The sequence below is a fragment of the Paenibacillus beijingensis genome (assembly GCF_000961095.1).
GTDB classification, from domain to species: domain Bacteria; phylum Bacillota; class Bacilli; order Paenibacillales; family Paenibacillaceae; genus Paenibacillus_O; species Paenibacillus_O beijingensis.
In genome coordinates, this window is sequence record NZ_CP011058.1 from 932722 (window position 1) to 958081 (window position 25360).

20 protein-coding genes, 3 pseudogenes and 1 riboswitch are annotated in these 25360 nt (G+C 53.8%); of the genes and pseudogenes, 5 read left to right on the forward strand and 18 right to left on the reverse strand.

The genetic code is table 11. The features are described from left to right. Positions 1-386: 386 nt before the first annotated feature. Entirely contained in the window at positions 387-779 is a 393-nt protein-coding gene (gene kapB / locus VN24_RS04355) for a sporulation phosphorelay system protein KapB (RefSeq protein ID WP_045669423.1), read from the reverse strand. Positions 780-920: 141 nt separating this feature from the next. Between kapB and VN24_RS04360 the strand changes: the two genes are divergently transcribed. From VN24_RS04360 to VN24_RS04370, 3 genes are all read left to right on the forward strand, one after another. Beyond that, positions 921-2036 carry a UDP-N-acetylglucosamine--LPS N-acetylglucosamine transferase gene (locus tag VN24_RS04360; RefSeq protein ID WP_045669424.1) on the forward strand — a complete coding sequence of 372 codons (1116 nt, stop codon included), beginning with the start codon at positions 921-923 and terminating at the stop codon, positions 2034-2036. 382 nt (positions 2037-2418) lie between these two features. Beyond that, complete coding sequence (locus VN24_RS04365) at positions 2419-3831, forward strand: NAD-dependent malic enzyme (protein ID WP_045672955.1); 1413 nt, start codon at positions 2419-2421, stop codon at positions 3829-3831. Between the two features lie 62 nt (positions 3832-3893). After that, on the forward strand, positions 3894-5039 hold the full coding sequence (locus tag VN24_RS04370) for an ROK family protein (protein WP_238590823.1): 1146 nt from the start codon (positions 3894-3896) through the stop codon (positions 5037-5039). A 125-nt stretch (positions 5040-5164) separates the two neighbouring features. Here VN24_RS04370 and VN24_RS04375 read toward each other — a convergent pair whose 3' ends face one another. From VN24_RS04375 to VN24_RS26160, 4 genes and pseudogenes are all read right to left on the reverse strand, one after another. Further along, a complete protein-coding gene (locus VN24_RS04375) occupies positions 5165-5545 on the reverse strand; it encodes an ACT domain-containing protein (RefSeq protein ID WP_045669425.1) in 381 nt (126 codons plus the stop codon). A gap of 367 nt (positions 5546-5912) precedes the next feature. Beyond that, the gene (locus VN24_RS04380) at positions 5913-6377 is read right to left on the reverse strand and encodes a GNAT family N-acetyltransferase (RefSeq protein ID WP_045669426.1); all 465 of its coding nucleotides are present in this window, start codon (positions 6375-6377) and stop codon (positions 5913-5915) included. A 45-nt stretch (positions 6378-6422) separates the two neighbouring features. Beyond that, positions 6423-6632 (reverse strand): annotated as a pseudogene (locus VN24_RS27280) (IS1595 family transposase); the annotation flags it as partial. 4 nt (positions 6633-6636) lie between these two features. Then, entirely contained in the window at positions 6637-8943 is a 2307-nt protein-coding gene (locus VN24_RS26160) for an SH3 domain-containing protein (protein ID WP_052702778.1), read from the reverse strand. A gap of 364 nt (positions 8944-9307) precedes the next feature. Continuing rightward, positions 9308-9391, forward strand: a riboswitch (cyclic di-GMP riboswitch). Positions 9392-9457: 66 nt separating this feature from the next. Here VN24_RS26160 and VN24_RS27600 point away from each other — a divergent pair. Further along, the gene (locus VN24_RS27600) at positions 9458-9625 is read left to right on the forward strand and encodes a hypothetical protein (RefSeq protein WP_158453644.1); all 168 of its coding nucleotides are present in this window, start codon (positions 9458-9460) and stop codon (positions 9623-9625) included. 205 nt (positions 9626-9830) lie between these two features. Here the strand turns inward: VN24_RS27600 and VN24_RS04390 are convergent, their stop codons facing one another. The 12 genes and pseudogenes from VN24_RS04390 to VN24_RS27935 form a co-directional block, all read right to left on the reverse strand. Beyond that, positions 9831-10748: a cation diffusion facilitator family transporter gene (locus VN24_RS04390; protein ID WP_082083612.1), complete on the reverse strand. Its 918-nt coding sequence runs from the start codon at positions 10746-10748 to the stop codon at positions 9831-9833. 716 nt (positions 10749-11464) lie between these two features. Continuing rightward, entirely contained in the window at positions 11465-13087 is a 1623-nt protein-coding gene (locus tag VN24_RS04395) for an ABC-F family ATP-binding cassette domain-containing protein (RefSeq protein WP_045672959.1), read from the reverse strand. Between the two features lie 519 nt (positions 13088-13606). Beyond that, a complete protein-coding gene (locus VN24_RS04400; protein WP_052702779.1) occupies positions 13607-14287 on the reverse strand; it encodes a DUF2238 domain-containing protein in 681 nt (226 codons plus the stop codon). A gap of 79 nt (positions 14288-14366) precedes the next feature. Next, positions 14367-15176 carry an arylamine N-acetyltransferase gene (locus tag VN24_RS04405; protein WP_045669427.1) on the reverse strand — a complete coding sequence of 270 codons (810 nt, stop codon included), beginning with the start codon at positions 15174-15176 and terminating at the stop codon, positions 14367-14369. Between the two features lie 17 nt (positions 15177-15193). Continuing rightward, positions 15194-15649 (reverse strand): DUF2269 family protein, encoded by a 456-nt coding sequence (locus VN24_RS04410; RefSeq protein ID WP_158453645.1) that lies wholly within the window; start codon positions 15647-15649, stop codon positions 15194-15196. A gap of 102 nt (positions 15650-15751) precedes the next feature. Further along, a complete protein-coding gene (locus VN24_RS27605; RefSeq protein WP_052702781.1) occupies positions 15752-16921 on the reverse strand; it encodes a LuxR C-terminal-related transcriptional regulator in 1170 nt (389 codons plus the stop codon). 3 nt (positions 16922-16924) lie between these two features. Next, positions 16925-17392 (reverse strand): hypothetical protein, encoded by a 468-nt coding sequence (locus VN24_RS04420; protein ID WP_045669428.1) that lies wholly within the window; start codon positions 17390-17392, stop codon positions 16925-16927. A 138-nt stretch (positions 17393-17530) separates the two neighbouring features. Next, entirely contained in the window at positions 17531-18277 is a 747-nt protein-coding gene (locus VN24_RS04425) for a YdcF family protein (RefSeq protein ID WP_045669429.1), read from the reverse strand. Positions 18278-18921: 644 nt separating this feature from the next. Beyond that, positions 18922-19686: an acyltransferase family protein gene (locus VN24_RS04435; protein ID WP_045669431.1), complete on the reverse strand. Its 765-nt coding sequence runs from the start codon at positions 19684-19686 to the stop codon at positions 18922-18924. A 172-nt stretch (positions 19687-19858) separates the two neighbouring features. Next, positions 19859-20926, reverse strand: coding sequence for a Gfo/Idh/MocA family protein (locus VN24_RS04440; protein WP_045669432.1), 1068 nt, complete (start codon positions 20924-20926; stop codon positions 19859-19861). A 138-nt stretch (positions 20927-21064) separates the two neighbouring features. Then, positions 21065-21403: pseudogene (locus VN24_RS27930) on the reverse strand (MBL fold metallo-hydrolase); the annotation flags it as partial. Positions 21404-21964: 561 nt separating this feature from the next. Further along, a pseudogene (locus tag VN24_RS27935) lies at positions 21965-22474 on the reverse strand (MBL fold metallo-hydrolase); the annotation flags it as partial. 226 nt (positions 22475-22700) lie between these two features. Between VN24_RS27935 and VN24_RS04455 the strand changes: the two are divergent. Then, positions 22701-23867 (forward strand): virulence factor, encoded by a 1167-nt coding sequence (locus VN24_RS04455; RefSeq protein WP_045669433.1) that lies wholly within the window; start codon positions 22701-22703, stop codon positions 23865-23867. 531 nt (positions 23868-24398) lie between these two features. Here VN24_RS04455 and VN24_RS04460 read toward each other — a convergent pair. Next, a complete protein-coding gene (locus VN24_RS04460) occupies positions 24399-25277 on the reverse strand; it encodes a transglutaminase domain-containing protein (protein ID WP_052702782.1) in 879 nt (292 codons plus the stop codon). Positions 25278-25360 lie beyond the last annotated feature (83 nt).

A 25360-nucleotide genomic window follows, 5' to 3' on the forward strand; every position in this document is an offset into this window, starting at 1 on the left:
TTGCAACCTTTCTGTCGGAGATTGTAAGTCAATCCAAGCGTCCAAACAAATGAATATTTATACGCCTGTATTCATTTCCGGCTGTGTGATCGTTTCATTGAACCGAGTGGGAACCGTTGCTGCTAAAAAGAGAACGGTTTCTGAATGAACCCTGCCGTGTTTTATGGTTATTCTATGATTTTAACATTACCCCACTATGTTAGCAATTTAATATTTTTATGATCGTGATAAGCAATCTAATTCAGTTTTATGCAAAACGGCGTATAATCGGCGTCCCGGCACCGGCTGAAATCGATGCTTATCCTGCAGGGACAGCCATCTCTTCCATTATATCAAACGATAGGCAGATTCTTGTATAGCAAGTTCAGGAAAGTGCATCGGTGATGTTACAGATTATAGTCCCGCTTCAGCCCTTCCAGCTGGGAGGACGCTCGCTCCGTCCAGCGGCGCAGCCTGTCCAGCGCTTCAAGCTCCGATTCCAGTGCGCGGAGCAGCGACGCGCGGTAATCCGGCACTTCGCCGCCGCGGTACGGCTCGATATCGCGCAGAGGCACAAGTGCCTTCTCCGTATGGCTGAGCGCCCGGCGCTCATGGAACATCGGCACATCCGGATTGTACGGATTGTGCAGGTCGCCCTGGTCGGGGTGCTTCAGCACCGCCAGCACCTTCACGACGGCGCGCGGACTGCCCGTTTCCGCCACCTCGCCGACATACGTCCCGGACTTATACGAAAACTTAACAATATCGCCGACTTGCGGCATTTCTTGGGCGAAACCCATCTTTTTCACGCTCCCAATCGTCTGTTATACGTTTGAAATATAATAATTCAACGCTTAGGTGGCGCGCAATGCCAATTTACACACCCTTGTGTTTTGCCGCCTCTGCGTCGTAATATATAGATGAGAAAAGTAGGTGAGTACATGCGTAAAAAAAGAGTGCTTTTGCTCTCCGAAGGGTTCGGATCGGGACATACTCAGGCCGCCTATGCTCTTGCTGTCGGGCTCAAGCAGTTGTCGCCGAGTATTCAAACCCGTGTCATAGAACTGGGTAAATTTTTAAACCCGGTCCTGGGACCTTGGATCGTTTCCGCCTACCGCAAAACCGTCACGAAACAGCCCAAGCTGGTCGGCATGATGTATCGTACGAATTACAATAAATCTCTTAACCGGTTTACGCAGCTTGCGCTCCACCGTATATTTTATACCCAAACGTCTCAAGTTATTTCGCAGCTTAAGCCGGATTTGATCGTGTGCACCCATCCCGGTCCCAATGCGGTCGTCGCCCGCCTGAAGCGGCTCGGGCTGGATGTCCCACTTTATACCCTGATTACGGATTATGACGCACACGGAACATGGACGAATCCGGAGGTGAACAAATATCTCGTCTCGACGCCGATCGTCAAGCGCAAGCTGATGGAGCGCGGCATCGCCGCCGGACGGATCGAGGTGACGGGCATTCCCGTTCATCCGAACTTCTGGCACACCTTCGACAAAGAAGACGTTCAGCGCCAGTTCAACCTGAAGCCGATGCCTACCGTGATGGTGATGGGCGGCGGCTGGGGGCTGATGGAGGAAGACGAACTGGTCGATCATATGACGACGTGGCGGGATAAAGTGCAGCTGATCTTCTGCGTTGGCTCGAACGAGAAAGCGCGGGAGCAGCTGCTCGCCAATCCGATGTACCAGCACCCGAACATCCGGGTTCTCGGCTTCACGCGCGAAGTGAACAAGCTGATGGACGCTTCCGATCTGCTCGTCACCAAGCCGGGCGGCATGACCTGCACCGAAGGGATGAGCAAAGGCATTCCGATGCTGTTCTACAAGCCGATCCCGGGTCAGGAGGAAGAAAACTGCGAGTATTTCGTCCGCAGCGGCTTCGGGGAATTGCTGCAGTCGAAGGAGACGATCGACAAATGGTTCAGCCTGATCGGCGAGCCGTACGCCTCCGGGCAGTTCCGCCGCACCCTGCTTACGAAACGCAATCAACAATACAATCCCACCAAGTGTCCGAGCGCCGTCCTGCAGCTGATGCAGTGACGGTTTTTTTCGGGAAAAAGGTTGTCGCTGCGCGGACTAATTATTCTTCCGATCGCTGTTGTCCCCGGATTTCATTGAATTTACCGCATTGCGGTAGAAATCCGGGGACAAAGGCGAACGCTCACGCTTCTCCAGAACAATTAGTCCGCTCCGCTCCCCTTTTTCGAAGTAGAGACAGGACGCGGCTGCGCGGGAGGCGCGCTTGCTGACTGAACCTTGGAAAGACAAAATCCAATACCAATACCACCGCCATTCAGCGCCGCCACACGCAACGAGATGAACGCGTTGGGACAATACTTTTTTGCCGAATGCCGACTGCTTTAAGTAAACACTGGTTTAGTGATTCGATGACAACCTTAATGGAGACAAGGGAGCGATGTCGATGAAAGATCAGGCACTGGACGGCAAAACGGTCATTATCCGGCTCGAGCTGGAAGCAAGCAAGGCGCACTTCAGCAAGGTCGTCTCCGCGATCGAGGAAGCGGGCGGCGATACGATCGCCATCGACGTCATTCAGACGAATCGGGAAAGCACCATCCGCGATCTGACGGTAAAAGTGACCGAAGCGGTCAATATCGGCCGCATATCCAAAGCATTGGAAGCGCTACCGGGCGTCCGCATCGTGAATACATCCGACCGCACCTTCCTGCTCCACTTGGGCGGCAAAATAACGGTGCAGCCGAAAACGCCGATCCAGAACCGGGACGACCTCTCCCGCGTGTACACGCCGGAAGTGGCGCGCGTCTGCACGGCCATTCACGAAGACCCTTCCAAAGCGTTCTCGCTGACAATCAAGCGCAACACGGTGGCGGTCGTCTCCGACGGCAGCGCCGTGCTTGGCCTCGGCAACATCGGTCCCCAGGCCGCAATGCCGGTCATGGAGGGCAAGGCGATGCTGTTCAAGCAGTTCGCCGACGTCGACGCCTTCCCGATCTGCCTGGACACCCAGGATACGGAAGCGATTATATCCATCTGCAAGGCGATCGCTCCCGCGTTCGGCGGCATCAATCTGGAGGACATCTCCTCCCCGCGCTGCTTCGAAATTGAACAACGGCTCCGCGAGGAACTGGATATTCCGGTATTTCACGACGACCAGCACGGAACAGCCGTCGTGCTGTATGCAGGGCTGCTCAATGCGCTGCGGCTAACCGGCAAACGGCTTACTGACGCGCGCATCGTCGTCTGCGGCATCGGAGCGGCCGGAACGGCCTGCACGAAGATGCTGCTCGCCGGAGGCGCGCGGCACGTGCTCGGCGTGGACCGTGAGGGCATTCTGACCGCGGACAAGGAGTACGAGCATCCGATGTGGAACTGGTATGCCCGCAGCACGAACCCGGAGCGCTTAGGCGGCGGCTTGGCCGAGGCGCTGAAAGGTGCGGACGTATTCATCGGCCTGTCGGCCGGCGGCATTTTGAAGCGCGGGCATATCCAGTCGATGAACGCCGATCCCATCGTGTTTGCGATGGCTAATCCGGAACCGGAAATCCGGCCGGAGGAAGCCGAGGACCTTGTCGCCGTCTTCGCCACGGGGCGTTCGGATTATCCGAACCAGATCAACAATGTGCTGTGCTTCCCCGGCATTTTTCGGGGGGCGCTGGACTGCCGCGCGACGACAATCAACGAAGCGATGAAGCTGGCGGCGGCCGAGGCGATCGCCTCCACCGTCGGCGAAGACGAGCTGAGCCGGATGTACATCATTCCGAGCGTATTCAACCAGCGCGTCGTCGAGGAAGTGCGGCGCCGCGTTGTGCAGGCGGCACGGGAGAGCGGCGTCGCGCGGCGGAACACTCGGTGAACATGAACGGATAGGTGAAAATAGCCGCTGCGCTGCCATGTTCACCAAGAGGGAAGGAACAGATGATTCGCGAAATTGGGGCGTTTCACGCCTATTTCGTGGAATTTAACGCGGGCTATAACGCGGGGTGCGGGGTATTACAGGATCGGCCCGAAATTGTTGATTTCGGGCTGATCTTTTTCGGAGATAAAAACTCTAATAGAAGAGAGTGTCCATTTATGAGCAAGTTTCTCATTGGTATAGACCTCGGCGGAACAAACATCAAAACGGCCATTTTTGACACAGAGTTTAAAACCATTCTTGAAAGAAGCGATCCTACAGAAGCGGAAGCCGGTCCGGCTCATGTCTTGACCAAAATCAAAAATATTATAAAAGAAATGTTATTCCAGTTAGAGATCAATCAAACCGATATGATCGGTATGGGAATGGGAATACCCGGCCTGCTCGATCCTGATCAAGGACTCTCTATTTTTTCTCCAAACTTTCCCGGGTGGGAAAACATACATGTCGTTCATGAAATGAAAAGTGAATTTACTTTTCCCGTATTTATAGATAATGATGTCCGAGCGAATCTATACGGTGAATGGTTGTTTGGTGCCGGTGCAGGTCATCGAAACATTGTTTTAATCACGCTGGGTACCGGATTAGGATCGGGGATCGTGATGGATGGCAAGGTTCTTTACGGCCAAACCGCGAGTGCCGGTGAAATTGGTCATATGAACATGTACCGGGAAGGGCGTCCTTGCCGTTGCGGTAGCTCGGGTTGTCTTGGAAGATACGTCTCCGCGGTAGGCATGGTAAGAACATTTGTCGAACAACTTGAATTAGGCAAAGCAAGCATCGTTCAACAGTGGGTTGGCGGCGAGAGTGCTAAAATAACGGCCCAAATGATTTCGGAAGCATATGACCTTGGAGATGAATTATCCATTGCAGTCATGCATGAAACCGGAAAAACACTTGGATTTGGTCTGTCCAATGTAATCAACCTGTTTAATCCGGAACTTATTATCATAGGCGGCGGAATGTCGGCTGCAGGAGATCGCTTGCTAAACACCGTCCGTGACACGATTAAAGCTCATAGCTTGAAGCTGTCCTCTCAAGTTTGCAAGGTTGTGCAAGCGTCAATGGGCGCCCGGGCGGGAATGGTCGGTGCCGCCGCATACGCAAAACAGAAGTTGGAAAGAAGCCGGAAACCATACATGCTCTAAATCTTGAAGGATTGAAAAACCGGAAATTACGTTCTAGAGTGCATGGGAACAAGATGAATTAGTTGGCTGCGGGGACTGACCCCGAAGAAAAGAAACAGCAGTAGTCATGAAAAAGAATTGTATACTTAGTTGATAAATAAATGACCGGCATTTTCCAGTACTGATTTTGCTTTTTCGATGGAATGCCGTTTAACCAATAAATAATCGGTATTAAAAGTTGAAATAGCAAAAATGCTTATTTTATTATCGGTGAGTGGACTGGCTAAAGACGATAATATGCCTGTTAGTTGGAAATCCAACATTCCATCTACTTTAATACACTTCCAATCATGCTCGACGTCTTTTTGAATATTATCGGGAACATTGGACGAAGGACAAACAATTGAAAGTTCTTCATTTGTATGTGTGATAGAGAAAAATTCTCCTTTGATTGCCCAAGAAGGTACTCCTTCTGTTTGAGGCAATTTTATAACAGAAAATGAAGTGTCCAGTATGGATAAATTCATGGTACTCCCCCCTTTAGAGTTGCAAATGAAACAATACCATTTCTTCATTCATTACACAATTCTGCCCGTTCGCTTAACGCCGATGCCGCCAGTCTAACACTTTATTTTCACAGTCTAACACTTTATTTTTCAGTCTACTACTTTATTTTCTCGAAACAGAAACGGGCTCCATGGATGCTTTCGAACCGGCTAGAAGACTATATGCAAGTATTGAATTTCAATATTGTGGGCCGTTTTCGGATTATATTTGGACCCGAATACTAATGTTGATTTTCGACTAAAAGAAAACCGTCCAAACGAAAGGACGGTTGACTAAGTTATCTTCTCCGTTTAACCTGTTTTGAGAAGTCTCGTAAAAAGCGTAATGCTACTCAATTTCATTATTGGTATTCAACTCTACTACCATAGACATGTAAATGTCTATGAGATCCTCACTATCCACTTTAAAACCAAACCGTTCATAAAGACGTTGAGCAGGGCTTCCTTGCAGAACATTTAATGTTACCCGTTTTCCTATTACATAATCTTGTTTAAGAAGATACTCTAATACCTGACTACCAATGCCTTTACCTTGGTAATCGGGATGAATATAAAAATGCTCCAACAGGTACCCATCTAGTATCGGTTTAAAAGCTATGCATCCAATAAAGGAAGAATCCGCTTTAATGATCCATGTATGAACTGGGGTAAATGCATCACGAAAGCGTTGGCGAACCTTAACTTCATTAAATCTTCCTAATCTAGTCAAATCATCACGTAGTACAATTGCCCGTAAATCAGCAATTGTCTCAACATCGGAATTTTGGGATTGGTGAAGAGTAATCTGTTCCATCTAATATTACGCCCCTTTTGCTTGATCTGCATCGTTTGGCGTTCAGGTGCAAAGCACATTTGTATCTGATAAATGATTACCAACCACTTCATCCAACTTCGTTGTTCGAATACGTCCACGCCCAAGAACGCCAGAATAAATCATCTTCTGACGGTCGCGGGCAACCAACACACAAACTTGGACGTTACTGATACCACGATTTTTGGCTTTGCCGCCGCGTTTACGAGACTTGTGTTCGGAAATGTTCCTTTTGCCAAAGTTACAAGGCGCTTCCGCCGTAGAGGAAACGGTAGTCCCAGTGCGTATCTTCGATGTTTTCCGTCACTTTGACGCCTCCGGAAGCCTTTGAATACGTATGCAGCAGAATGCCGTCTCCCAAATAGATGGCTACATGGGTGATGATCGCCTTGTCCGCGTCTATGCCGCTGTAGTCGTCCGGTTTGTTGCCGATGTAATCTCCGAAAAACATAAGATCCCCGCGCTTCAGCTGATGCCAATCGTAGTTAATATTGCCTTTGTCCCGCACATATTGCCCCTGACCGCGGGAGTCCGCCGGGAGCGAAATGCCGAGTCCGTCCAAAAATGCTTGCCGCACAAAATCCGAGCAGTCGAACGTGCGGGTGTCCTGGCGGCTCGAGCCGTATTCGTACGGGGTGCCGAGATATTTCAAGCCCGCAGCGATCATCGATTCCACATCGTAGGAAACCGTATCGGCACTGCCCGTGTTTGTGGACGGCGCCGGTTCAACCGCTCCTCCCCCGGAATTATCGGTTTGAACTACCCCGGTTACTCCGGAGCTGCTGCCCGTGCTGCTGGCGTTGTCGTTTGTGCCGGTAACGCCGGTCGGAATGGGATTCGCGCCATTTCCAGTGCCGCTCGTATTACCGCTGTTTGCTCCATCAAAGCTGCCTGCAGCAGGCAGCGTTCCTGTCACGGTAATATACTTGGTGTCGGAGCTGACGTAACCGGCTTTCCCGGTGGAGTCTTTGACCTGATACCAAGATTTAGAAGACAGGGCGATGATTTCGACCTGCTCGCCTTTCTTCAAATAACGCATCCGGTTGCTGGATGTGGTCGGACCTTCACGGAACGAGACGGAGGAAGCGATGACTGCGTTCGCGGAGCCTCCGGCTGCTGCACCGCTTCCTGCTGCGGGTGCCGGCGCAGATGTACCCGTTGCAGCGCTGCTGCCTGTGCCGGTCTTGGACGGCTCCAGGTTATTTGCGCCGCCGCTTCCGCTGCTGCCTTTAGACGGAGTTGATGCCGTATTCGCACTGCCGCCAGCCGCTTCCGGCAGCTTTCCGGTTACCGTAATATATTTACTTTCCGAGCTGACGTAACCGACCTTGCCTGCGGCATCTTTCACCTGATACCAGTAGCTCGTCGGCACGGCAATAACTTCGACCTGCTCGTCCTTCTGCAAAAAACGGATCCGGTTGCTGGATGTGGTCGGACCCTCGCGAAGCGAAACGGTAGATACGATGACCGCATTCGAGGCGATGGCCGAATCCGCTCCGCCGTCTTTGGAAGGAGCCGGGTTCTTCACATCAGTGGTGCCGGACTTGGATTGGCCGGTTTGTTGTGTGCCGGCGCTGCTCGTCTTGGTCGGAGACGCTTGTTGGGTGCCGGTGCTGCTCGCCTTGGCCTGGGCCGCTTGCTGCGTGCTGCTGCTTCCGGACTTGGAAGGAGCGGCTTGCTGTGTGCCGGAGCTGCCGTTTGTGCCCGGTGCGGATGGGACGGTTCCGGTCACTTTAATAAATTGGCTGCCCGAGTTGACATATCCGGTTTTGCCAGCCGCATCTTTCACCTCGTACCAGTAAGCGGTAGGTGCGGCAATAATCTCAACCTTCTCGTTCTTCTTTAAATAACGCATCCGATTTCCGGAAGTGGATGGCGCGTCACGGAACGATACAGTGGATGTAATAACCGCATACGAATGAATAGCGGTAACCGCTTTCTTGTCCGCAGTATCGCTGCTTGCTGCCGGCGACTTGCCCGTCGAGCTGCTTGCCGCGGACGCCTTATCAGTTGAGCTGCTTGCTGCCGGCGCCTTGCTTGTCGAGCTGCTGACAGCGGACGACTTATCAGTTAAACCGCTTGCTGTCGGCGTCTTGCCCGTCGAGCTGCTTGCCGCGGACGCCTTATCAGTTGAGCTGCTTGCTGCCGGCGCCTTGCTTGTCGAGCTGCTGACAGCGGACGACTTATCAGTTGAACCGCTTGCTGTCGGCGTCTTGCCGGTTGTGCTGCTTTCTTTCGGAGTCTTGCCCGTATTGGAATCTGCGGTTGATGCGGTCAAGCTTATGTATTTGGGTGACGCGGACAGATATCCTACCTCTCCGCCGGAGGTTTTAACTTTGAGCCACGAGGCGTCCACCTGCTGCAAAACGTTGACGGTCTCCCCTTTGGCGAGCACATCCAGAATGGTGGACGATGTAGTCGGTTGTTCGCGCAGATTGACGGTACCGAGCATCTGCGCTGTCTGCGGCGCGGCCAACACCGCCGGAACCGATAATGCACCGAAGGTGAAGGCTGCGGCTGCCATTGCGGCGGCGAGTTTCTTTTTCATGGGTTGCACGACCTCCAGTGTTAGATTTGCTGCTGCGGGCCAATGCTTCTCTATTCAGATGGTCCATTCATTCAAATCGGCTACTACTATTATATCGGATGCTGTAACGTGTTCGTATAGAGCTTACCATAAGAAGCGAGCCCTTACGACAAGCGTCGACCCTATTTCTATCTTCTAATCTACCAAAAGGGCAAAAGTATAGGGAAGTAAAAGTTTAACAATATCACAAAAAAGTTATGTGCGACGTCAATCGCCTTTATAGCTGTCAGACAGTATGGCTATGTTTACCCCTAAAATTCGACAAATTAATTCAATTTCCCCCTCTACCCATTAGTCAAAAATCAATTTATAATAACAATAACAACAAAATATTGGGAGCGATGAATCCTAATCTGCAACTGGGCACTTGGGTTAGGATGAGCTAGTAGTGCAACCGACCATTTTCCAATCGGAGGATGACTTTGCCGTATGACGGAGTCCGCCGCCGAAACTTGACAAAGTGGAGGATGCAGCTATGGAAAAGATGTTAAGTCTGGAGGATATCGTCTCTCAATTGGGAATTAAAGCGGAGCACTTCGAGAAGTGGCAGGAAAGAAATTTGGACCCGGCGAGAACGGAACGTATCGCACCGAGTCATAATTACTTATCATCATACAACATTTCAGTGGAGCCTCACTGCTGACCGGAACAATTTTATACATACAGCCAATAAGTACCCCTTTATGCCGTATCGGCAGGGGTACTTTCTTATTTCCCGGCCTCTTCCCATGATGCAGGGCGAGACCGCTGTATGAAGGCGCTCTTCTGTTGAGAACGCCTTGTCTCTGCTCGCCGTTCACCTGCAGGACGGAGAGCTGCTTGCCGCGCGCTACAGGTGAACCGTAATGTTATGATAACGTCCCGTCCTTGCCGGCCTCTTCTTCCGCCCCGGGCATATACGGCTCCACATGGACGTGGACGCTCATAATGTTATGCTTGTGCTCCATCAGCCGTTCGATTTCATCGCTGATCCGGTGGCTTTCCACGACGGATAGCCGGGAATCGACCTGCACGATCACGTCGATCAGCACGTTGCTTCCGTGCACGCGCGCTTTGATGTCTTTGATGCTCTTGACGCCTTTCGTCCGTTCGATCGAGTAACGCAGCGTCTTCAGCTTTTTGTCATCGAAACCGTCCGTCAAGGCGTGCGTAGAGCTGTAAAAAATTTCCCAAGCCGTCTTGCAAATGAGCAGCCCCACTGCCAGTGCAGCTACCGGATCGAGCCAAGGCAGCCCGAGCTGCGAACCGATAATGCCGATTGCCGCACCGGTACTGACAAGCGCATCGGACAAATTGTCCTTGGCCGCCGCCATCAGCGCCTGATTGTTGATCCGCGTCGCCAGCCGCTTATTATATAGATAGACCCCCACCATGACAACGGCCGATCCGATCGCCACAACGGCCGATAATACCCCCGGAACCTCCCTTTCCCCTGCGAAAAACGACCGGGCGACGGTAATCAGCACCTGAACCCCGACCATGGCCATAATAAACGAGGCGACAAGCGCCGCTATCGTTTCCGCTCGGAAATGCCCGTACGCATGGTCGTTGTCAGGAGGCTTCTGCGAAATGCGCAGCCCGATCAGCACCGCTGCCGAGGCAATGATGTCCGTCAAATTGTTGAAGCCGTCGGCGACAAGCGCCTCCGAATTGAAACCGTACCCCGCACCCAGCTTGGCCGCCGAGAGCACCAGATAAGCGCCGATGCTGACCCAGGCTCCTTTTTCCCCTTGCCGGATTTCGGAATATTGATCTTGAATCAAGATCCGCTCGACTCCTCTCGCGCAAAAATAGTTCCCTCATAAAATCATATCCGACCGATCCGCAGTGGGTCTAGAGAAACAGTGTTGATCCGTGCGCACTTTCATGGCCCCCGACAACTAGTTTGCTCCTCTGCAACAAAAGTCCGCGAACGCTTAACCCCGTTATTGTTGCCCAAACGCTGATCAAACTTTCCTCATTTGACCGAAAAGGAACATTTTTGGAAAAGTTCGACTCAGCCCGATTCGATTCGTTCCGGATGAGGGAGTCGATGGATGCCGGGTTACTCTTTCCTAACGGCTGCCACAGCCTCTAATTTGATGAAAATGATCCATTTGAAAATTTTAACGGAGCTGAGCGCCTTTATTGTATGAAAAAATGGCCCTGTTTGGGTGGAAAGCATTAGATAAGGTCTCTGACAACCGTTACATTTTGCAAAAGGGCATTTTGAGCAAAATAACGACTTTGCCAGCCGTTAGCTCTCGAAGGTCGCGGGGCGCAGTCCCCGCCCGAGGTCGCGGGGCGCTGTTCCCCGCGCGAGGTGCGACGGCTGCACCTGCGACCCCATCGCTGCCAGCGGTGCGATCGATCCACAATTGACCGAAAGGGAGCCGATTTGGGAGAAGGGAAGAAACATCATTCGTGCTGTGGCGGAAAAAAAAGCGGACCGCCCTTTGTCATGGACGATCCGCTCTGCGGTATTTATATGAGTGACGATGCCTTATTCGGCCGGGTACATCCGCGCGCGCAGCGCCTTGACTTCGTCGCTTTCGAGGTATTCGTCGTACGACATCATCCGGTCGATGAGGCCGTTTGGCGTAATTTCCATGATGCGGTTCGCAATGGTTTGCACGAACTGATGGTCATGGGACGTGAACAGCAGCGTGCCGTCGAAGTCGATCAGCCCGTTGTTGAGCGCGGTGATCGATTCCAGATCCAAGTGGTTGGTCGGTTCGTCCATGATCAGGACGTTGGAGCCGGACAGCATCATCTTCGACAGCATGCAGCGGACTTTCTCGCCCCCGGACAGGACGCTCGCTTTCTTCAGCGCTTCGTCGCCGGAGAACAGCATGCGGCCGAGGAAGCCGCGGATGAACGATTCGTCCTGGTCTTTGGAATACTGACGCAGCCAGTCAACGAGCGTTTCGTCGACGCCGTCGAAATATTCGGAGTTGTCCTTCGGGAAATACGCCTGCGACGTCGTGATCCCCCATTGGAACGTACCGGAATCGGCTTCCGTTTCGCCGGTCAGAAGCTCGAACAGCACCGACTTTGGCAGGCTGTTCGGGCCGACAAACGCGATTTTGTCGCCTTTGTTGATCGTAAACGTCAGGTTGTCGATCAGTTTCTCGCCGTCAACCGACTTCGTAAGGCCTTCGGCCAGCAGCAGCTGCTTGCCCGCTTCGCGCTCCGGCTTGAAGTTGATGAACGGATACTTGCGGTTCGACGGACGAATGTCGTCGAGCGTAATTTTCTCCAGCAGCTTCTTCCGGGACGTCGCCTGCTTCGCCTTCGATTTGTTGGCGCTGAACCGCTGAACGAACGCCTGCAGCTCCTTGATCTTGTCTTCCTTCTTCTTGTTCTGGTCGCGCATCAGTGCGAGCGCAAGCTGACTCGATTCGTACCAGAAGTCGTAGTTGCCGACGTATAGCTGGATCTTGCCGAAGTCGATGTCGGCGATATGCGTACAGACCGTGTTCAGGAAGTGACGGTCATGGGATACGACGATAACGGTGCCCTCGTAGCCGGCCAGGAAGTTCTCCAGCCACTCGATGGACTGCATATCCAAATGGTTGGTAGGCTCGTCAAGCAGCAGGATGTTCGGTTGTCCGAACAGCGCTTGCGCCAGCAGGACGCGGATTTTCTCGTTGCCGCCGAGCTCTTCCATCTTCTTGTCGTGCAGATCAGGCGTAATGCCGAGGCCGTTCAGCATCTCAGCCGCTTCCGATTCGGCTTCCCAGCCGTTCATGTCGGCGAATTCCGCTTCCAGCTCGCCGGCGCGCATGCCGTCCTCGTCGGTGAAATCGGCTTTGGCGTAGAGCGCGTCTTTTTCCTTCATGACGTCATACAGCTTCTTATGGCCCATAATGACCGTCTCGAGCACGGTAAACTGGTCGTATTCGAAATGGTTCTGCTTCAGAACGGCCAGCCGCTCGCCCGGCGTAATGTGTACTTCGCCCGTATGAGGCTCGATTTCGCCGGACAAAATTTTCAGAAACGTCGATTTGCCCGCGCCGTTGGCGCCGATCAGACCGTAGCAGTTGCCCGGGTTGAACTTAATATTAACATCTTCAAACAGTGGCCGCTTCCCGTAACGGAGCGAAACGCCGCTTGTGCTTATCATTGTGACAGATCCCGTCCTTCGCATAAAAATTTCAGCAAATATCAGCTCATTATACCATATGAGCCGCCAAATGTCCGGGGGGACCAAGCAAAAAGGGACGAACAGCGCCAATCTTTTTTCTTCCATTATCCCATCATCGGGAATTGGGGAGCCGCTATAAAGATACGGGCAGCAAGCCTGCCCGCTGAACATCTGCGGATCACAAGATCAGCATGCCACCGCTCGTATGGCTTACGAACCGAGTCATCGTTATTTGTACACATTGCACCTGTTCCAAGCTCTAACGAATCGTAGAGTCACTATTCTATTCCTATCGACTTCATTGGGTTGTTTTTTGATGAAATAATGATTGCAGGGTTCGTTATCGCTCAAGAAGTCTAATTATTGCTGAAATAACGATTATACGATTCTTTAGGTTAGTTTCATAAGTCATAAAAACAAAAACGAGGCGGAAGACTACTCTCACCCCGTAAAATTATTATGTTGAAAAAAGCGCCGACCTCCCGGTCAGCGCCAACTTTATTCGGTATCCCGTCCCTTGTGCCGAATATACCCAATCAAAGCGATCAGCCCGCAGGCGATCAGCACGCCGAACAGCGTCATGCTCATGTCCTTCGCCGTATCGAGCGGGTCTCCCTTCAATCCCAAGTACTGCGCCGCCAGCTTCGGATCGGCAAGCAGCGCCACCCACATCTCCGATATTTCATAGATCCCGCTCATCGACAGTACCGCTGCGAAAGGAACGGCATATGCCCAGACGCCGCCGAGCCGCAAAACCCGCAGCGCCAGTTCGCGCATCGGCAGCAGAATGAGCAGGCCGAATGCTAGGTGAACGAGCCGGTCATAGACGCCCCGCTTCGTTTGGAAGATACTCCTGAACCAGTCGTCCACCAGCGGAACCTGGTAAGCGTAATGCGCGCCGACCGTATGCAGAATGAAGAAGATCGTGATGAACAGGTAGGAGAGGTTGCTGAACGCGACTTTGCGGTACATAAAGGCGAGCAGCACGATAAATGCCGCCAGCGGGATATTCTCGAGCAGCCAGTCTCTGCGGACAACGGGCCAGAAAGCAAGCCATCCCCAGATGAGCAAAAATACGGCGATCATGATGTGCAGCGGCCAATTCCGCAAAAAAGGAATGTCGTGGCGGGTCATCAGGTTTTGCCGGGGCCGCAAGCGGGATGCGGAAGAGTAGAGCATAGTGTCACCTTTTTTCAGTCGGATTCGCTTCGCCTTGTCAACTGCCGTTAGTTTGTCCGAATGGGTGGCACAATATTCCTTAGAACAACCGGAGGCCCCGGTCCGACAGAAATTCAAGCGCTTCGTCAAGAACTCCGCCATGGAAACCGAACGTCGCGCGCATCATCGACATCCAATCCGGCTTGCGGGTGTATTCGTGCACTTCCGTTCCTTTGTCGCTTTTGACAAACAGTTTATTATTGATGACCGAATAGGCTCCGCCGGGTTTAAATATCGTCGCCATCACTCTGCGCATGAACAGATTATCATCTTCGTCCCTTAAAGAATGCGTAATGACGTCGTCAAAGCTTTGCAGACTGACGGGCGTCCATTCGATATATTTGGTGACCAGGCTGTTCCCGTTCACCCGCCGGTCAATCCGATATTGACGGTCGGCCACCCGCTTGATCTGCACTTCCTCCCCGTATCGGGTGAAATGCGGCTGTTGCTCCGGCACAATCGGCTCGAACAAAGGGGCGCCGTAGCCGACATCCACATAATACGTTTGGCGGTCGACCGTTACCATTAGCGCCAAATGCGTGTTTCCCCCGGTCGCACGCACGATATCGACTTGATAGCCTAGCGACTCAAGCAATTTCCCGAAATGGACGTTTAAAATATAGCAGTTTCCGCCGAGCCCCTGTTCCATGAAGTTGCTTAAGAACGTTTCCATCGCAGGCAGCCATCGCAGCCCTGTCGTTGCTTGGTGCCGGTAGTAATGCAGCTTGCTAATATTTTCGAAAGGAATGCGGTGCAGGTGAAGCTGGATCAGGCGCTGCAAATGGTCGAAACCGGGGGGGCCCGCCTCCGCCTGAATGGCGTTCAAATACATCTGTTGCCATCTGTTCATCGCGGTCTCTCCTCCCGTTAACCCGGTTTCAGGATCATAAAGATGAAAATAATAAGGCTGAGCACCGACGCCCATAGATGGAGATTGCGGACTTTGGCATACATTTGTTTAACGTGAGCGGGAAGCTCACTGTTGCCCGTCATATCCAGAGCTTGAAGGGAAGCCTGCAGCTTGCTTACGGTCGGATTCAGGAAGCCGACGATCAGCACTTCAATAATCACATACAGGATCAGAGTGCCCAGTATCCACAGTTGCGTAAACGATCCGTACGATCCGATCCAGAACAGCACGAGGCCGGAAACGACGGCAAGGGTACCGAAAATTTTGGGGAACATCTCCAGCCGCGCAACTAAGCCGAGCGTTTTTTCCATTTCCGGCGCGAAACTCGCATCCCGCAAAATAAACGGGAAAGCATAAGCGGGCCCTAGCCCCAGCACCGCCGTCATCACATGAAGCAAAACGAGCCATTCCAAAATATCCACCAACCCCCGAGAGAAATGTAGAATTACATTTCCAATCATATCGGGGAAAGACGGTGCCTTTGTATCGGTAGGAATACGTATTTTGTATTTTGGTTAGCGGCCTGCATCCTCATCCTCGGCAAGCAGCCCTTTTTCCATTACGTACCTTGTTAGAGCGGCGCGGGAGGTGACCTGCAATTTCTGAAAAATGCGTTCCAAATGCGTGGTGACCGTCCGCTTGCTGACAAATAATATGTCCGCGATTTCCGCATTCGTGTGGCCTTTGGCAACATAAGCCGACACCTGCCGTTCCCGGGCGCTGAGCACCGTATGAAAGGGATCGGTCATTTTGTCCCATTTCATTTTCATACGCTCGACAACTTGACTGAACAACAACTCGCGGTCATCGTCGGCAGCGGGAGGAAGCGGCGCTAACGTCTCCCCGAGTTCATCCGCCAGATGCATCAGAAACCGGTCGTCCAACCGATCGAACGCTTGCGCAGTCACCCCCGTCTCTTCGCAGCAGACGATGCCGATCACCGTACCGAAAGCGATGATTGGAAAACCCAAAAAGCTGTTTGGCAACGGGAATGAAGAGACTTGCTCCGCTTCCGGTCGGATCGTATGGATGTATTTGATTTGCGAGCGAATGTTCCGAAGCCGCACGACGCGCTTATTCTCCCAAACGAGCGCGGCCAGCCGCCGCATCGGCTCAAACGCCCGCTCATTCGTTCCGGCCCCCGGGACGCCTCTCGATGCAAGGAGCTGCAAATCGCCTTCTAGGGATCCTTGCATGGGCAGCCAGTACGAGGACCTGTTCAACTGGAGCTGCTGTCCAAGCACCTTCAGCAAGTCTCCGTATGTTTCCGACGGAGGCGTCAAAGGGCGCGATTCCTCCACGCATTGACGTACGGACAGCACTTGAAACAGGATGGCCGACCGAAGCGGAACCGGATTCGCAACCGCCGCCATCCAATGGATAGCGTTCAGATCTTCGCGCAGCTTGTCAAAGAGTGGACCTTCCTGCTCAGAGCGAACATATTTCACGCCGAGCTCCCAGACTTGAAGGTCGTGCGGAGTCACCGTTTTGATCAACGCATGCGGATTCTCCGCGAGATTGGCGCCCGTCTTATGGAACAACTGATCCGCCACCGCAACGTGCTCGGCATCCACATGCCAAACTCTCGATAGGTTGGTTACATTTGCGATCCCTTCCGATGAACCGGTAACAAGCACAGACGGATAAACTCCGTTGAATGATGACATGATCTGTGAAGGCAGCATCCTTTATCTCCTTTCCATCAATAAGGATCCTGCATGGGGACCGGGGGTTTGCAAATAGACGGCTTTCACCTTCATGCCGATTGCAAGACAATCCGAGGCATTCATAACCTGCAAGGCAGCGAGATGGGGAAAAAATTGTGAGGCGGCATTTCGTGACCGTTCGAGAAAAGTGCAGTCATCTTCCGCGAGCGCCCTGCATCCGGCAAACGTCCCCTTGAGCTGAAACGATTCATTGTCCACTCCGGATGTCAGAAGCACGGCCAGCCATGGCTGATGCTCCAGGTAAGGTTGGATACGCAGCCATTGGCTTGTTAAGATGTAGATCCAAACCAGCTCATGCTCCAGGTGTTCCCTGACGCCGTAACCGCGGCAGCTAAGCGGCAGCCCGTTCCGATTCGCAACAGCCGCGTGAATATAGATGGGCTCGAGCCGTTCCAGGAATTGAAAAAGTTCGGCCGGGTATGTATCCATGGCGATTCTCCCTGATTTTTGATTGCTTAGCCAAATCTGCAGCACATTTGTCGCGACTATTCATCCGATGGATAAAAGTATGGCGAATCCTAAACTATAATGTACCATCTGTTGGGAATACACGCCATTCAGGAAATCTTACTGGAGCTTTCCTAAATACTCTCTCAATGTACCATTGACCTGCAGCAGTCCATTGACCGAAGGAAGAAAATCAAACAGATTGTATTTCCGCTTTTCAACCTGAATCGCTTGTACCGGCAGCGGGGTAACCTCGATCCCCTCCTTCTTGAACAGCTCAACCGATCTGGCCATGTGCGACGCCGATGTAACGAGTATGGGATGCGCGAGGTTTTTTTGTTTCAAAATTTGCGCAGCGTACCTTGCATTTTCTTGCGTCGTTCTGCTGCGGTCTTCAACAATAATCTGATCTTCGGGGACCTGCATCGCGAGCAATTCGCGTTTGGACAACCTGGCCTCGTTTCCGGCATTTGCATTGCCAAGCCCGTTGCCTCCGGATAAAATGATCGGCACATGCAGCTTGTTGTACAATTTCACCACTTCGATTACATTTAATGCCGTTTGTCCGGATAGCGACCCTTTGCCGTCAACCGTCATGACATTGGCGTTTGCCCCCTCGCCCAGCACGAGAATGCTGTCGCCCGATATTTCACTCGGAAACGGATATTGGCTTTGGTTCTGTTTATGAATGATTGACCCTACATATGTGAGACAGGACAAATAAAACAAGATCGTACAAATCAGCAGAGCGTACGAAGACTTCCGGTAATTTTTCATAAACAAAAAAATAGAAGATGCGAACAGCAGCACGATAATAATACCCGGCGGCAGCAGAAAGCTGTAGATGATTCTGATGATGTAAGGCAAACCAATTCCCCTTTCGCATATCGAAACATCGTTCCAAATTTAGCAGCGCAGGAAGTAAAGTTTTTCTTATAAGTTTATCAAAAGATGGGGAGTTGAACATGCGGATTACGTAAAAAATTGCTAAAAAAAACCTTTCGCCCCCGTCCGTATTCCGGCGCTGCTGCTGCCGTTAACGGACGGACGCGAAAGGGCGTCTGTTACTCTGATTTGCTGCCGATGTGCGAATAACGATTATACAGCCGTTTTACTTGCCGCACGCGCTTTTTCTGCCGGGGACCTCGATCCGATCCTATTAACGGCATTCTTCCCTAGACGAATAAAAGGCTGCTCCACATAAAGGTGCAACAGATACGACAAAGCGAAATTGACGATAATGAAGGTTGCGAATGTTAAGCCTGCTGTCACAAACTTCGATAGTTGAAACGAAATATAGAACTTTAAAATAAACGGGAGAATAATTAAATGCATTAAGTATAAGGAATAGGAGATATCCGCACCAAACTTTGAAACTTTATTCGATAACAAAGCGGAAAAAAAGTTCAGTACTTTATAAAGCACGGAAGGCAAAAAGGATTTGAATTGCTCCAGCAAAAGGAAAAGAACTAACGTTATCACCAATGCTGCCGAATATTTATCCTCGAACGCTAAATGACTGCGCCGTTCAACAACACATATCTCCATTTCAGTTTTCCCAAACCTGCGGCGGCGAGCATCATTCCCAATAAAAAAATCGGCATTCTGAAAATCAGGGCGGCGGGCATATCAAAATATTGTTTATAGAATGAAAGGGTCAATACGGAGATAAGCGTGGAGAGGATGGTCAGCACGATAAATTTCAAATGGGTCTTTTTCGTAAACAGGAAAGCAAATATGACGGGGAACAGAACATAAAACTGCATTTCCAATGATAAACTCCATGCGACGGATAGAATTGAGCTGTCCTGATGAGGGATAAGTCCATGAACGAACAATAAATGCGAAAACAGTCCCAATAGAGTCGGCGTTTCCATTTTGCTTTCGGCGCCAAATGCGGTGAGGGTGCTTCCGGTAAAGAATTCAAGGGTCTCCGCTCTAAACCGATACATGTATTCCACGAGGAAAAACGCAGCCATGATCGCTAAAAAATAGACCGGATATAACCGGAACAACCGTCTGAGGACAAACTTGATGCCGGTCGAAACTTCACGGAAAGGCTCTTTGCTTTCCCTTAATATGTAATGATAAGTCATTAAGAAGCCCGTGATGACCATAAATCCATTAACTGCGATGATCGGATGGCCCAATAAATACGAAATGATCGGAATGTTGAAAAACTTCGTGCCGCCGATAAGGATATAAAAATGTCCGGCAGCAACCCATAACGCCAACAAAAACCTGAAACCATCCAAGATCTTCGTATTCAGCTTCAAATATAATCATCCTCCATTTCTTTTCCTTTTAATTTTCAGAAATGGTACTAACCAAGTCGGCTGCCGCATCACCTCCCATAATTGATAAACTTGTCATTGCAACCCTGCGGCGCCCGTCCGGGCACGGACGATGCCGCTGCCGTTAACGGACGGACGCGAAAGAGCGTAATGCTTAGTTCCAGATCAGCTTCACTTCGCCGCCGATGCGCGACGATTCGTAGATGGCGTCGAGAATGCGGTTGTTCGTGTAGCCGGACATTCCCGAAGTGATCGGTTCCCTTCCAGTGCGCACACACTCCAAAAAGTGGCGGCTGAGCAAAACCCGGTCGCTCTCGCCTTCGAGCGGCTGAATGTCGGTCTCCGCCACGCCTTCTTCATCGTGAGTGACGAATTTTCCGGTGCTGCCGAGCATCGACACGCCGCCTTCGGTTCCCATCAGGTGGAGGAACGGATCCTCTCCGATTCCGGTCGAATGGGCCGCCCAGCTTACATCGAGCGTAAGCGTCGCGCCGTTGTCCATCTTGATCATCGCCGTCGCCAGATCCTCGACGTCATAATAGCCGTCCCAGTTCGGCGTTCCCCAGCTGCCGATTCCTTGGCGCTGCGGACCGAATTCCGCATACGTCGTGCCGTATACGGAGACCGGACGCGGACTTCCCATCAGATAGAGGGAAACATCCAGCATGTGCACGCCGAGGTCGATCAGCGGGCCGCCGCCTGCCTGGTCCTTGCGCGTGAACCAGGAGCCCCAGCCGGGAATCCCTTTCTTGCGGCACCAGCCAGCCTTGGCGTTGTAGATCCGGCCGACGCTGCCGTTGTCGATATATTCCTTAATGCCGCGGATGATAGGGTTCCAGCGCATCTGGTGTGCCATCATCAGCGTTTTGCCGGACGCCATCTTTGCATCCAGTATCGCGCGGGCATTGGCCGAATCGATCGCCATCGGCTTCTCCAGCAGCACGTGCTTGCCGCTCTTCAGCGCCTCTACAGCCAGCGGCGCATGAAACTGGTTCGGCACCCCGATGACAACGGCATCGATCTCCGAATCTGCGAGCATAGCCTCCGGGCTGTTATGGACAACCGGAATTTCGTGCTCCTCGGCTCTTTTTTCCGCCAGCGGCAAATAGGCATCGGTCACGGCGCGGACTTCCGCTTCCGGGATTTGCTTGAATGTCTCGATGTGAACGTTGCCGATCCCTCCGGCGCCAATCACTCCGATACGAATTGGTGCTTGAGTCATTGTGAAATTTACCCTCCTGAAACCGGCTGCTTCCCTTTCCGGCGCTAGTTGAATGTCAAATTCAGTATATCACTCTTTGCCGCTGTGAACGATGCGCGTATTTGGCAAGCCGTTCTCCGCATTTGCCATTCGGGGTTCTCATTGTCCGGACAACCGCCACGTCTCCCCGTGCGGAAGCACGACGATCCGGTCGGCTTCGATTCCCTGCTCCGCCCGTCCGGCCTCCAGGCGCTCCAGCGCTTCCCGGGGGGTGTCGTCCGCCAGCTTGAACGCCCCGTAATGCATCGGTACGAACCAGTCGGCGCCGATATCGCGGAACGCCTGCAGCGCCTCTTCGGGCGTTACATGCTGCACGCCCATGAACGACTCCGGATCGTAGGCGCCGATCGGCATGAGCGCGACATCGATGTTAAAGCGCGCGCCGATATCGCGGAAACCGCGGAAGTAGCCGCTGTCTCCCGCAAAGTAGACGGTCGGAAATTTCGGAACGACCGGCCGCCGCTGCCCCGGCGCGAACAGCTCGGTCAAGCCGCGCGGCTTCAAAGCGGAAGCGGCCGCTTGGGCAGCCGCTGCGCCCGTGCCGAAGGCCGCGCTTGCGGCGCCGGCAGAAGCGGCGGGTGTACCGCCCGCTTCTGCGGGGCCTCCGGCCGCTGCCGGCGATGCGGCGCGGTTCCCGGCCGCCGCACCCGGATCGGCCGGGGCGTCAGCTGCAGTCGCCGATGCGGCGTGGTTGCCGGCAGCTGCACCCGGATCGGCCGGGGCGTCGCCTACAGTCGCCGATGCGGCGCGGTTGCCGGCCGCCGCACCCGGATCGGCTGGGGCGTCAGCTGCCGCGTTGCCGCCCGTAGACGGCGTGCCCGCCGGGCCGTTTGCCGCTGCGCCCCGTTCGCCGGCTTCGGCTTTCGCTGTGCCGGCAATTCCGGTCGGTGCGGCCGACGGCTCGCCCAATGCCAGCTTCTTCGGATCATAGGCGGCGAGCCCGTGCTCGGGCTCGATTACCCAGCCGCCCCAATGCGAGCTGTTCATATCCCAGGGGTTGCGGCGCGCCCAGTGCTGGGACGGGACGAACGATATTTTCAGCCCTTTGAAATAAATCGATTCCCACCAGTGCAGCTCGCTCACTCTGCCGAACCCTTTCATCTTCAGCTTCCGGCCAAGGCCCGCCGGCACGAGAATCGTCTTCGGTCCGCCGAGACGGTGCAGCGAAGCGATATGCAGATGATCGTAATGGGAATGGGAAATGAGCACGAGATCGATCGGCGGCATCTGTTCGATCGGAATTCCCGGCGGCACGAGCCGGCGGTGAAACCCCATCTGACCCGCCCAAACGGGATCGGTTACGATATTAATGCCGGCAAGCTGGATCAAAAATGTGGAATGCCCGATCCAGGTCACCGACGGCTTCGTATGATTATGGTATAAAAAGGCCGTGTCCGGGCTAACGTTCGGTACGGTGAACGAGTAATCTCTGGCCCTGAGACGCAGTATGCGTTCCTGGCCCCACCGCTTGAAATGCTTGGACGTCTTCTCCGTTTGAACACGGTCCATATTGTCAAATTTCGACTTGCGCAAAACGTCATCCCCGCTTTCTGAAGCCTGACGTGCTTTCTAATTAAGATACCAAGCGCAGGCAGCGAAATCAATTAATTATTGAATTTTTCGAAAATAATGTCGAACCGCGCGCTTAAACGTTCGTGTTTGAGGTCAGCGCCTTGCTTGGGGTACACTAAAAGGTACATTACTTCTTTTATACCCAATGGACGGAGGAATAAAAATGAAATTGCTTTCGATAGAGCCGACGCCAAGTCCGAATTCCATGAAGCTGAATGTGGACGAGACGCTGGCGCGGGGACGAAGGATCAGCTACACGCCCGCCGATGCGGATTCCGCCCCTGAACCGCTGCGCGGGCTGCTGGAAATCGCAGGGGTGCGGGGACTGTTCCGGACGGCGGATTTCATCGCGCTGGACCGCAAGCCCGGGGCCGACTGGGCGGGCATTCTGGCCAAGGCGCGCGAGCTGCTGCAGGCCGCGGACGGCCAGGGAGCCTCCGCCGGCAGCGGCGGACCGGATGCGGAAAGCGGCTTCGGAGAGGCGCACGTGCTGGTGCAGATGTTCCGCGGCATCCCGATGCAGGTGCGCGTGCGTACCGAGAGCGGCGAGACGCGCGCCGCGCTGCCGAAGCCGTTCGCGGACGCGGTCGGCAAAGCCGCCGGGGCGTCGATGATTCGCGAGCGGATGCTGGAGGAGTTCGGCGTACGGTACGGCGAGCCCGAGGACATCGCGGCGGAGATCGTCCGCGAGCTGGAGGCGGCCTATCCGGCGGAGCGGCTCGACGCGCTCGCCGAAGCGTCGCTGGCGCTCGGCGGGACGGATGCGCCGGAGGGCGCGCCGGCCCCGCGCCCGGAGCCGCTTGACGCGGCGCGCGTGCTCGAGCGGTTCGCGGCGCCGGACTGGCAGAGCCGCTACGCGGCGCTGGAGCGGCTGGAGAAGGCGGACGCGGCGGCGCTGCCGCTGCTCGAGCGGGCGCTCGCCGACGAGAACGCCTCTATCCGGCGGCTAGCCGTCGTCTACCTGGGCGACATGCGCGGCCCCGAAGCGCTGCCGCTGCTGTTCCGCGCGCTGCGCGACGCCTCGGCGTCGGTGCGCCGGACGGCCGGCGATACGCTGTCGGACATCGGCGATCCGGCCGCCGTCGCGCCGATGATCGAAGCGCTGGCCGACCGCAACAAGCTCGTCCGCTGGCGGGCGGCGCGCTTCCTGTACGAAGCCGGGGACGAGAGCGCGGTTCCGGCGCTGGAAACGGCGGCCGAGGATGCCGAATTCGAAATCCGGCTGCAGGCGCAGATGGCGCTGGAGCGCATCCGCAGCGGCGAGGAAGCGGCCGGATCGGTATGGCAGCAGATGACGGCGATGCGCAAAGGCTCTGCGCCCGCTGAGTAAGTAGCGGGCTGACGACGGGGAAGACTCAGCGGGCGCAGCAAGCTCCAAAGGGGCAAACCCCGAGGTCGTTCGCGAGGACGAGCCGCCCTAAACCTGCATATGTGCAGGTATTATCGATCAAAATCGCTTATCGAGAGGGAAAACCTGCTATTGTGCAGGTATTTCAAGCTTTTATTGCCTGAACAAACGCTTGAACGAGAAAAAACTGCATTTTGGCAGGAATTTTACGAGGTGGATAAATAGAGAAGAAAAAAGATGTACGAACGCATGTTTTTTAATAAAACTACTTCTCGTACTGCACGACATGGTTGCCTTTCGCTCCGGCTGCAGCAGAAAGCCCGAGCGTATGCGCTCGGTGTGCTGCGAGTTGCACCTCCATCCGCTCCGGCAGTGTACACGAACTGCCTCTCGTGAGGCGTAAATCCCGCTCCAGCCCCGAAAATTTATAAATTCTATAGATTGCGAAAAAGACACGAAGCCGATCCCGTTGTTACGGGACGGACTCGTGTCTCTTTTTTTCAGGCAAAACGGTCAGTGCCGGCCGTCATATTCGGTCACCGCTTCGGGATAGGGCCGGGTCCAGCTGTGGTCCTCCCGCATCTGTTCATCGGTCTTCAAATAATAGTCATAGCGCACTCTGCCCGGCCGGTCCGGAAGTGGATCGTCCCAGGTGGTGTCCATATGGTACCAGCGGCCGCCGAGCAGCACCAGATTCCATGCGTGGTCGCCGGAGGCGACCTTTCCTTCGACGATCCGGACCGGTATGCCGGCGGCGCTTAGCATTTTGTATGTAAGCAGCGCGTATCCTTGGCAGACCGCTTTGCCGTAACGGAGCGCCTCGTACGCCGTATAACGCTGCAGCGACTCATCGTAGGCTAGACGCCTGACGACCCAATCGTGAACAAACTTCACTTTTTCGTCTGCGTTCATGTCCGGCTGTAGAATTTGCCCGAGCGCCTTCTTCACTTCACGGTCGACCTCTGCGGTTTGGTCCTGCGTTTCCCGGTAACGGACCTGAAGCTGAATGCTGGAGAGGCTGCCGCGGCTGCGGACGGTATAAGTGTAAGAGTCGATAATATAGGCGGTGTAGTCATCCAGGTGCAGCGCCCTGCCGATCACGGAAGCGATCGACTTGTTTAACCGGGAGGGATCTCCTTCGAAAATAGAGGTAAACGACGCGGACCTGCCGGCAAACTGCCGCGCGAACTCCCGCTCAAGCCGGGCAATCCCGGCCGGCACGACTTGCTCCGCCTTATCGGCCGACTCCACCTTCGCATTGGCGTTTGTCGTAAGCCCCGCATTGGCGCTCGTTTCCAAATCCGCCTTGACCGTCGTTTCCAGCCGGATATTGAGCGCAACGCCGGTAACAAGAAACAGCGCTGTCAGCATTAGCTTGGCGATCGCCCGCATCCCGTCCCCTCCCTCCCGGCTTTTACTTGCGTGCACGAATGGACGCGATACTTATCCTATGCTGCGCGGATAACCTATCAGCC